The sequence below is a fragment of the Bradyrhizobium elkanii WSM2783 genome (genome assembly GCF_000472865.1).
Classification (GTDB): Bacteria; Pseudomonadota; Alphaproteobacteria; order Rhizobiales; family Xanthobacteraceae; genus Bradyrhizobium; species Bradyrhizobium elkanii_A.
This window is the reverse complement of record NZ_AXAP01000126.1, coordinates 1-10,000: the sequence shown is the minus strand read 5'-3', so window position 1 is coordinate 10,000 and position 10,000 is coordinate 1. Positions and strand designations below refer to the sequence as shown.

Sequence of the window (10,000 nt, the reverse complement as noted above, 5' to 3'; positions counted from 1 at the left end):
GGATCTTGGCATCGTCACAGAAGGGTACGCCTCCGGTGAAGGCCGCCTTGCCGAATGCGGCGTGTTGTTGAGAACTGTGCCTATGGACAGTGATAGGCGCAGTGCCCAAGTCGAACGGCTTGAGGTGGTAGAGACCGGTCGGCGGCGGCGCTGGTCCGAGGACGAGAAGCTCAAGATCGTCCTGGAGAGCTTACAGGCGCCACGCCAAGTCGCGGCAACTGCGCGGCGGTATGTCTTCCAGTCAGTGACGGATGACATACGCCGTCTGCTCCCGTCGAGCGAAGAGGCGGCCGATGCCGGTTGCTATTTCGGTTCGGCCAACTCGCTGGCTAGTGGCTGCAATGCCCTCGTCATATCGTCGAGGCGCTTTTGCCATTCGGCGCCGGGCATGAAAGCGAGCACCGGAGCGTCCCCGGGTGAGCTCTTTACGTAGTCCGGATCACCGAGGCTCTCGCCAATCGCGGCCTCCAGCTTTTTCGCGACATCATCGGGAGCCCCCTTTGGCAGCGCAAAGCCGCGTTCCGCGGTCATGATGACAGGGACGCCGGCTTCCTCGGCTGTCGGAACACCCGGCAATGAGGGAGAGCGGGCCTTCGACAGGATTGCGACGGCTCTGAGTTCTCCGTTGTTGGTGCCGTGCAGTTCGGGCACTTCGCTCAGGCTAACCATTCCGATATCCAGATGGCCACCCAGGACGTCGGTCCTCTGCGCCGCCGTGCCGCGATAGGAAATCTCGTTCGGCTCTACGCCGGCGGCCTTCGCGAGCATGCGGATGGCCAAATGGCCGTTCGTGCCGGCGCCATTATGACCGAAGGTGACGGAACCGGGCTTCTTGCGCAACGCGCCGAGCACGCTTGCGAGGGTGGTGAACGGGCTGTCATTGCGAACGACAATCACGCTGGGATCGTCGACCACGCGCGCGACCAGGCGGATTTCGTCCATGCTGTACTGGGTCTTCCTCGTCATCGGCAGGAAGTTGTAGCCGGGCACGTTGACTACACCCATCGCGTAGGCGTCGGGAGCGGCGCGCGCAATCGCGGCGAACGCGATCTCTCCGCCTGCACCGGGCTTGTTGAGAACGACAAATCTCGCGTTCCCGCCGAGTCTCTTTTCGACGAAGGGAAGCAGCTTGCGGGCCATCACGTCGGTTCCGCCACCAGCGGCGAAGCCAACGACAACCTCGACGGGCTTGTCGTCGGGCCATGCTGCCCACGCCGCTCCCGAAGCGGTCAAGCCAATCATCAGTATTGTGGTTCGAACCTTCCTGAACATGAAGGCTATCCTCTCGTTCCTCGTAGCAAACAATTTGCGGCTATCCTGCTGTGACCCACGGGGTGTCGGCCCTCGGCAATCCCTCCCCATACTATCGATGCGAGGCCATAACTCGTCCCGCGACAGGAAGGCGAGCGACCAATACGCAGCCGCTCTCGGATTCCGTGATGTAAAGGTTCTTGTTGTCGGGGCCGCCATAGGCCACGTTGGTGGTGGCGAGGCCCTGACAGGAGCGGATCCGATAGAGCGGCTCGCCGAGGCGGCTGAAAATCCAGACGGTGCCAAGACCGGCGTGAGCGATGGCAAGGTTGTCCTGCTCGTCCATCGCAAGGCCGTCGGGTCCGCCCAGGCTCCCGGACAATTGGATGAAGATGCCGACCTTGGATGCGGTGCCATCAGGCATCAGCGGTATCCGCCAGATCGCATTGCCCCGGGTGGCGGCCACGTAGAGGATGTGTTCGCTGCCGTTGAGAACGAGGCCGTTCGGGCTGGGGACGTTGTTCACGATCTGGTCGAGCACTCCGTCCGCGCGCAAGCAATAGACGCGACCGGTCGGATCGTGCATGCCGGTCTGGCCTTGATCGGTGAAGTAGATGTCGCCATTGCCGGCAAAGACCAGGTCGTTGACGCCCTTGAAGCGTTCCGACCAGCGCCGCTCCAGCATGGAGGTGACCTTGCCGCTGGGCGGATCGAGCGTCATGAGCCCATGGCGATAGTCCGTGATGATGATCCGCCCGTCGCGCGCGATCTTCAGCCCGTTTGGTTCGCCGTCATATTCGGTGACCAGAGTGAACTCACCGGACGGCGAGATGCGAAAGATCCGTCCATAGGGAATGTCGACGATATAGAGATTGCCGTCGCGGTCGAACGACGGACCTTCGATGAATGAATCGGCCGCCAGTCCGCGGCGGTTTACGAGCGACCAGGCATTGGCGGGGTCCTTGCGGCGGAATTTGTCCGGCAGGCGGGCGAAGACCTCGGTCTTGATCTCTTGGGGTGGTGCGTACATCGGGTCATCTCGCTAGGGGACGGCAGTGGCTTGTGAGGGTAGCCACATTGCGATTTCAGGGAAGATCATGAGCAGGCCGAGCAGCACGAACATGATCAGGTGGAACGGGATCGTGCCCGCGACGACGTCGCTCAGCTTGCCGGTCCAGATGCTCTGGATCACGAACAGGTTGATGCCAATCGGAGGCGAGATCTGGCCCATCTCGATGAACAGCACCAGGATCACGCCGAACCAGATCGGATCGATGCCGTACTGGACCAGAACCGGATAGAGCAGCGGCACCGTGACCACGATCATGCCGAGGCTTTCGACCAGGCAGCCCAGCACCGTGTAGAGAACGAACAGGGCGAAGAAGAATTCCAGCTTTGAGAGTTTCAGATTGACCAGGAACTGCGTGATCTGCTCGCCGACGCCGGCGTAGCTGATCGCGTAGGAGAACAGGAAGGCGGCATAGACGATGAACAGGATGTTGCCGCAGACGCGCACGGTCGTCTGCAAGGCACGCCAGAAAATTGCGACGCTGAACTCGCCCCAGAACACTGCAATGATCATCGCCAGCGCGCAGCCGACGGCCGCTGCCTCGGTCGGCGTGACCAGGCCCGAATAGATGCTGCCGATGGTACCGCCGATCAGCACCATGAAGGGGATGACGTCGAGCAGGGCGGCGAGGAGCTCGCGAACCGAACGGGCGCCGACTTCCACCGGAGCTATCCCGGGCCTGAACCAGGCATGCATGGCGATATAGGCCATGAACATCGCGGTCAGCAACAGGCCCGGCATCACGCCGGCCATGAACAGCTTGGCGACGGAGGTCTCGGTGAAGGTGCCGTAAACGATCATCGCGATGCTCGGCGGGATCAGGATGCCGAGCGTGCCTCCCGCCGCCAACGAGCCCGCGGACAGGCGCGGGCTGTATTTGCGCTTCTGCAATTCAGGGAGCGCGACGCGCCCGATCGACGCGGCGGTGACCACGCTCGAGCCGCTGATGGCGGCGAAGATCGCACATCCGGCGACGTTGGTTTGCAGCAGGCCCCCTGGGATCCAGGACACCAGCCTGGAGAGGCCATGATAAACCCGCAAGCTCAGGCGACTCTCCTGGAGGATTTCCGCCATCAGGATGAACAGGGGAATCGCACTCAGCGTAAAGCTGTTCATGCTGCCCCAACTGACGAGGCCGATGCCCTTCAATCCGGGCAAACCTGCGTGCAAGAGCAGGTAGAGGACGGATGGCACGGTGATCGCGAACGGGATTGTCATGCCTACGCAAAGCAGGCCAATGAAGATTGCCAGAACAAAAATCAGTTCGACGCCCGGGCTCATGGCCGTGCGCTCCCGCGAAGACGGCGAACTTTGGTCAGGATGGTGCGGACGAGGGCGAGGCAGAGCAGGAACATGCCGGCCGCCATGGTGGCCTGCGGCATCCACAGCGGCGTCCGGAGCGGCGTGGGCGCCACGTCCTCCGAGCGCCATGAGTTCATGACCAGGCGTGCCAGCTGCCAGGTGATGAACGCGGAGGCGACCAGCGACAGCAGGTCGAAGACGATCTGCGACACGAGCCGGGCGGATTGTCCGAGGCGAGCCTGGACCAGCTCGACCCGGTGAAACGCGCCATGGGCCTCGGCGACCGACATGCTCAGGAAGGTCGTCGCCACCAGCAGATAGCCGCCGATTTCGTCGGTGATCTGAAGTGACGTCGCGAACACGTTGCGCGCAACCGCCTCGGCTCCGATCAGGATGATCATGGCAATCAGGAAGAGCGCGCAGAGGGCTTCCGAGGCATTCTCGACCGGGCCGGGGCCCGATGAGACGTTGTCGATGAGGTGGACGGCGCCGTCAGGCGGCACCTCCTTGATCTCGATGCTGCTGGCCATGATCGGTCACCGGCCGAGTGCTGCACGAACCTGCTTGAGAGCGGCCGCAGCATCCGGCCCCTTCGCCTTCGCCCATTCGTCCCAATAGGCCGAGATCGCCTTCGTGCCGACGTCGAGATCGCCGGGCTGCTCCTGGCTGACGGTCATTCCGCCCTCGGCAAACTTCTTGCTGAGGCTGTCTTCCTCGTCAGCCATGGCTTTGGTGATCAGCGGCATGTTGTCGGTGACGGCCTTGCGGACCTTGGCCTGGATCTCCGGCGACAGCTTGTTGAAGCGGTCCTTGTTCACGATGACGACGGAATTGAAATAGTTGATGCCCAGCCGATAGTTGAATTTCAGCAGGTCTTTCCAGGTATTTCCGCCGCCGGTGTTCGCCGTGAGCACCCCGTCGACGATGCTGCGATCGAGTGCAGAGGGAACTTCCGGGGCGCCGAGCGTGACCGGCACGCCTCCAAGCCGCTTGATGAATTCTCCCTGTTCGGGCGAGGTCACGCGAATCTTCTGGCCTTTGACGTCGGCAAGCGAGGTCAGCTTCTTGCTCGAGAACGCGACCTGGTAGGGATAGAGGTACTGCCCGAGCACGAGGATACCCTTCTTTTCGAAGGCCTTTTCCAGGTACGGCGCCATGATGTCCGCCGCCTTCTTGTATTCATCGAGAGAACGGATCAGCATCGGCAGCCGCAGGACACCGCCAATCGGCACGTTACCGAGAAAATACCCGTCGTCACCCATCTGAACGACGTCGTCGCTAACGGCCTGGGGTGGTGGTGGTGTTGATCGGAAGCGATCCCCCGAGGTGCAGCCGGACCGACAGCTCGCCGCCGCTGTCCTTTTCGATCTGCTCGGCGACGGCATTCATGCCCTTGGCCGCTGCAACCGTCGCCACGGGATTGTAGATGTAGAGATCCCATTTCTCGGCGGCTACGGCTGGCGCTGCAAAACCGACCAATGCAACAGCACCCGCGATCACGCCCGCAAATTGGCGACGGCTCCCCGATATCATCGTTTTCTCCCAAGTCTTTTTGTGGTTGGGCGAAACTATGTTTGATCGCGTTCCGTCCAGCAAGAGAGTGAGGGGGCATAATCAATCGCATATGTGATAATTGGCGCGATCGTGCCGAACCGTATTGATCGAATTGCAATCACGTAGAAGTTGGACATCCCGCGTGGCACGCGCCATTCGCAGCGCGGCCAGCTGAACGAGAGAGCTTTCGGGATGGACACGACCCCTGCAGACGGCCCGTTGGGCGGAATTCGCGTCATTGACCTGACCAACGTGATCATGGGACCGTTTGCGACCCACATCATGGCCGACCTCGGGGCCGATGTGATCAAGATCGAAAGCGAGGAGGGGGACTCCTTCCGGACCTATCGGCCCAATCGCAGCGAAGGCATGGCCGGCGGCTTCCTCCATCTCAACCGCAACAAGCGCAGCGTCATGCTTGACCTGAAGCAGCCGTCGGGGATGAATGCTCTGCGCAAGCTGATTGCGACGGCCGACGTCTTCGTCCATACGCTGCGACCCAAGGCCATCGACAAGCTCGGGCTTGGCTATGAGGCCGTCCGTGCCATCAAGCCGGACATTATTTATTGCGGCGCTTACGGGTTCAGCGAGCAAGGACCTTATCGCGACAAAGCCGCCTATGACGACATCATTCAGGCTGGCTCGGGGCTTGCTGCGTTGCATCTGGCCGCGCGCGGCGAGCCGGCCTTCATGCCGACGGTGCTGTGCGACAAGCTGTCCGGGCAGGCGATCGCCTATTCGGTGATGGCGGCGCTGTTCCAGCGTGAGCGTGGTGGTGGCGGTCAGGCGATCGAGGTGCCGATGTTCGAGACCACGGCGGAGTTCGCCTACATCGAGCATCTGCTTGGCTTCGCCTTCGAACCGTCCCTTGGCAATCCCGGCTATAGCCGTGTCGTCAGTCCACGCCGGAAACCGTTTCGCACCAGCGATGGTTACATGTGCATTCTTCCCTATTCGGATCGTAACTGGCGCGACTTCTTCGACTTCGTCGGCCGGCCTGAGTTGAAGTCCGACGTCCGCTTCTTTCCGCTGGTCGAGCGGGCAGCCCATCTCGAGACGCTCTACGAGATCATCGAGGAGGAAGCGCCCAGGCACTCCACGGCCGCATGGGTGTCGTTCTGCGATGAGGTGAGCATTCCCTGCATGCCCGTGCTTGGCCTTGCTGATCTGCCCGACGACGAGCACATGAAAGCGGTCGGGATGTTCAGCCGCGCCGAGCACCCGTCGGAGGGAGCGTACAAATCGATTCGGGCGCCTGTGTCCTTCAGCTCGGCGCCGTTCCGGCTCCGCCGCCATGCGCCGCGGCTGGGCGAGCATACGGCCGAGATCCTCGCGGAAATCGGTTTAGACGCTGCGAACGCGGCTTCTGTCAGCAGCAAGAGCAAGTGAGGCGAGACATGTCAGACAGCGTGATCTACCAGCAGGATGGCGGGGTCGTCACACTCACGCTCAACGAGCCGGAGACGCGTAACGCACTGTCGCCGTCCATCGTCGATGCGCTTGTCGGTCACTGCCACCGCATCAATCAGGACATGTCGGTCAGTTGCGTGATCGTCACGGGCGCGGGGGAGAGCTTCTCGTCGGGCGGCAATGTCAAGGAGATGCGGGAACGTACCGGCCTGTTTGGCGGGATTCCCGCCGAGATCCGGCGCGGCTATCACCACGGCATCCAGAAGATTCCGATGGCGATGTATGAGCTCGAGGTGCCCGCGATTGCCGCGGTCAATGGTTTTGCCGTCGGCGCCGGATGCGATCTGTCGCTGATGTGCGATATTCGGATCGCCGCCGATGATGCGCAGTTTGCCGAAAGCTTCATGCGTGTCGGCCTGGTGTCCGGCGATGGCGGCGCCTGGTTCCTGCCTCGTGTGGTCGGGTTGTCCCGCGCCTACGAGATGACCTTCACTGGCAATTTCATCAAGGCCGAGCAGGCGCTCTCCTGGGGGTTGGCCTCTCATGTCGTGCCGAAGGGCGGGCTGATGGACGCCGCACGGAAAATGGCCCGACAGATCGCGTCGAACCCGCCGCATTCTATCCGCATGTGCAAGAAGCTGGTGCGCGATTCCGGCGCGATCAATCTTGGCACCCATTTGGAGATGGCGGCGAGCATGCAGGCCTTGGTGCAGCATACGGCGGACCAGCATGAGGCCGTGACGGCATTCCTGGAAAAGCGCAAGCCGGTATTCAAGGGCGCTTGATGGCCGCCGTTCTGCCAGATGATGACTTTCGATCGATGGAGGCTTGATTGCGCGCATTTCGCTTCGAATCCCTGACCCTGCCGCCGGAGGCAGATGAGATGAGGCGCAAGGTCCGTGCCTTTCTTCAGGAGGAGCGTGACAATGGCCGTTACGCGGCTCACCGGACATCCTGGTCGACATTCGATCCGGAGTTCAGCAAGCGCGCTGCCAAGGCGGGCTTCATAGGCATGACCTGGCCGAAGAAATATGGCGGCGGCGAGTACTCCAACTTGCAACGCTTCGTTGTCACCGAGGAGATGCTGGCGGCCGGCGCGCCGGGTGGCGCGCACTGGATCGCGGACCGGCAGTCCGGTCCGCAAATCCTCAAGCACGGCAGCGAGCGGGCGCGAGAGCTGATCCTGCCGAGGATCGCCGCGGGCGAGTGCTATTTCGGCATCGGCATGAGCGAGCCCGACTCCGGCTCCGATCTTGCTGCGGCCCGCACCAGGGCGGACAAGGTAGAAGGCGGCTGGGTCATCAACGGCACCAAGATCTGGACCTCGAACGCGCATCGCGTTCACTACCTGATCGTACTGGCTCGCACCGAGCCGCCCGGCGAGAACCGCCACGCCGGACTGTCCCAGTTCATCGTGGATACGGGCTCGGCAGGTATCGAGATCAGGCCGATCATGAACCTGTCGGGCGGCCATGAATTCAACGAGGTGTTCTTCAAGGACTGCTTCGTTCCCGATGACATGATAATCGGAAAGCCAGGCGAAGGCTGGACGCGCGTGACGGGCGAGCTGGCTTTCGAGCGGGCCGGCCCCGATCGCTTCATGTCCGACATCAGGCTTCTCGTCGAACTCGTCGACAAGATCGGGCGCGAGCCGAACGAGCGGCAGGCGGTCGAGATCGGCCGGCTGGCGGCTCACTTCGCCACGTTGCGCAGGATGTCGTCATCGATAGCGGGGCTCCTGGAACGCGGTGAGAGCCCGGTCACGGAAGCTGCCCTTGTCAAGGACGTCGGCACCGCGTTCGAGCGGGAGGTACCGGAAGTGGTGCGGAAGCTGTTGCCGATCGAGGCAAGTCTCGATGACGACGATGAATATTCGCAGGCGATGGCGCATGTGCTGCTGCACGCGCCATCGTTCACCATTCGCGGCGGCACGCCGGAAATCCTGCGCGGGATGATAGCTCGCGGTCTTGGCTTGCGCTGACGGAGAGAACGCTATGGAAGACATGTCCGCCATCGTGCTCGAACAGGCCGACCGCCTCTTCGCGCAACACATCGACAGGAAGGTTCTGTCCGCGGCCGACGCCGGGCAGTGGCCCGATGCACTATGGAGTGCAGTGGAAGACGCCGGCCTGCCGCTCGCGCTGGTGGCCGAAATGAAGGGCGGGGTGGGGCTTGCCTCGGACGTTGCGGCAAACCTGATCCGCAGGTCCGCTTTTCATTCCGTCCCGCTGCCGCTGGCGGAAACCATGATAGCCAATGCGCTCTGGTCCGACGCCGGCGGTGAGGTCATCGCGGGCGCCGTGACGCTGGCGCCCGTCAACTCGCAGGATCGCATCACGCTGGCCTCGGGTGCCACGCTGCAAGGAACCGCACGACATGTTGCCTGGGCCAAGCAGGCGCCGACCGCGCTCGTCCTTGCGCAAGACTCTGGCGGGAAAGGCTTTCTGTGCCGCGTGCCGACCGACAGGACGCGCTCGAACAAGACGCGGCGGAACGTCGCCTATGAGCCGCGCGAAGATGTCGACTTCAATGGGGTGCAATTGAGCGCAAGCGACGTATTGCCCGCGCCCTCCTGTCTCGGTGCTGATGGCCTAATGCCGTTCGGCGCCGCTATCCGCGTCCAGCAGATGATCGGCGGGATGGAGCGGTGCATGGAGTATGCGCTTTCGTACGCCAATGAGCGCGTGCAGTTTGGCCGCCCGATCGCCAAATTCCAGGCGATCCAGCACATGCTGGCAATTGCGGCAGGACACTTCGCCGCGGCGTCAGCGGCAGGTGACGCACTCACGGAGTCGCCGAGGCTGGGCGAGGAGGCCTTTGCCGTGGCGATTGCAAAATCCAGATGCGGCGAAGCTGCCGGGCAGGTCGCCGCCCTCTGCCATCAGGTCCATGGTGCGATGGGGTTTACGCAGGAACATCCGCTACACTACGCCACCCGCCGCCTCTGGTCGTGGCGCGACGAATGGGGGGCTGAACCCTGGTGGCAGGAAAAAATCGGCCGGATGATCTGCGAGCAGGGCGGCGAGGGCTTCTGGCCGCTGCTCGTCGACCGACCGGCAACCGCCGGCGCCATCTAGGTCGAGGACGACGGACGAAGATAGCGCTGCACGACATCGTTGAGCAGCGCGACGATCTCCGTCCGTCGCCGCGTGATATCGTGGAGAGGACCCGATACCGCGACGGCAAGCGCGCGGTTCCATCCGTCGATACCCTCGGGTAACGGCACGGCAATCGACCCGGCGCCAGGGGTGACCAGACCCGCCGAGAAGAAGAAGCCGTCACGGCGCGTGCGCTCGACGTTCTCGAGCACCTGATTGATGTCGATGCGCGATATGTCGAGGGCGGCTTCCGCGTTGGTGCGCGTGCACAGGCTGCGGATCTGCTTGTCGGTGCACGCGGTCAGCAGCGAAAACC

General features: G+C 62.7%; 10 protein-coding genes and 1 pseudogene. 4 read left to right on the top strand and 7 right to left on the bottom strand.

All coding sequences use genetic code 11. The features are described from left to right. Positions 1-303 precede the first annotated feature (303 nt). The 6 genes from YY7_RS0146395 to YY7_RS61465 all read right to left on the bottom strand — a co-directional run bounded on the left by YY7_RS0146395 (position 304) and on the right by YY7_RS61465 (position 5,155). Positions 304-1,272, bottom strand: coding sequence for a tripartite tricarboxylate transporter substrate binding protein (locus tag YY7_RS0146395; protein WP_028168994.1), 969 nt, complete (start codon positions 1,270-1,272; stop codon positions 304-306). Between the two features lie 91 nt (positions 1,273-1,363). Beyond that, positions 1,364-2,281: an SMP-30/gluconolactonase/LRE family protein gene (locus YY7_RS0146390; protein ID WP_028168993.1), complete on the bottom strand. Its 918-nt coding sequence runs from the start codon at positions 2,279-2,281 to the stop codon at positions 1,364-1,366. Between the two features lie 12 nt (positions 2,282-2,293). Further along, the gene (locus YY7_RS0146385; RefSeq protein WP_051397318.1) at positions 2,294-3,601 is read right to left on the bottom strand and encodes a TRAP transporter large permease; all 1,308 of its coding nucleotides are present in this window, start codon (positions 3,599-3,601) and stop codon (positions 2,294-2,296) included. Then, positions 3,598-4,152 carry a TRAP transporter small permease gene (locus YY7_RS55545; protein WP_051397317.1) on the bottom strand — a complete coding sequence of 185 codons (555 nt, stop codon included), beginning with the start codon at positions 4,150-4,152 and terminating at the stop codon, positions 3,598-3,600. The genes YY7_RS0146385 and YY7_RS55545 overlap by 4 nt, the downstream gene beginning before the upstream one ends. 6 nt (positions 4,153-4,158) lie before the next feature. Continuing rightward, positions 4,159-4,884, bottom strand: a complete 726-nt coding sequence (dctP, locus tag YY7_RS55540) for a TRAP transporter substrate-binding protein DctP (protein ID WP_196237445.1) — start codon at positions 4,882-4,884, stop codon at positions 4,159-4,161. Positions 4,885-4,900: 16 nt separating this feature from the next. Beyond that, complete coding sequence (locus YY7_RS61465; protein WP_155255637.1) at positions 4,901-5,155, bottom strand: hypothetical protein; 255 nt, start codon at positions 5,153-5,155, stop codon at positions 4,901-4,903. A gap of 213 nt (positions 5,156-5,368) precedes the next feature. On the opposite strand from YY7_RS61465, the gene YY7_RS0146370 reads away from it, so the two are divergent. From YY7_RS0146370 to YY7_RS0146355, 4 genes are read left to right on the top strand one after another with little or no spacing between them, the layout of a single operon-like run. After that, positions 5,369-6,565 (top strand): CaiB/BaiF CoA transferase family protein, encoded by a 1,197-nt coding sequence (locus tag YY7_RS0146370; RefSeq protein ID WP_028168991.1) that lies wholly within the window; start codon positions 5,369-5,371, stop codon positions 6,563-6,565. An 8-nt stretch (positions 6,566-6,573) separates the two neighbouring features. Continuing rightward, on the top strand, positions 6,574-7,371 hold the full coding sequence (locus YY7_RS0146365; RefSeq protein WP_028168990.1) for a crotonase/enoyl-CoA hydratase family protein: 798 nt from the start codon (positions 6,574-6,576) through the stop codon (positions 7,369-7,371). A gap of 47 nt (positions 7,372-7,418) precedes the next feature. Next, positions 7,419-8,567 (top strand): acyl-CoA dehydrogenase family protein, encoded by a 1,149-nt coding sequence (locus YY7_RS0146360; RefSeq protein WP_028168989.1) that lies wholly within the window; start codon positions 7,419-7,421, stop codon positions 8,565-8,567. A gap of 22 nt (positions 8,568-8,589) precedes the next feature. Continuing rightward, positions 8,590-9,663 (top strand): acyl-CoA dehydrogenase, encoded by a 1,074-nt coding sequence (locus YY7_RS0146355; RefSeq protein WP_245287679.1) that lies wholly within the window; start codon positions 8,590-8,592, stop codon positions 9,661-9,663. Here YY7_RS0146355 and YY7_RS62435 read toward each other — a convergent pair. Continuing rightward, a pseudogene (locus YY7_RS62435) lies at positions 9,660-10,000 on the bottom strand (IclR family transcriptional regulator); the annotation flags it as partial. The gene YY7_RS0146355 and the pseudogene YY7_RS62435 sit on opposite strands and share 4 nt — an antisense overlap.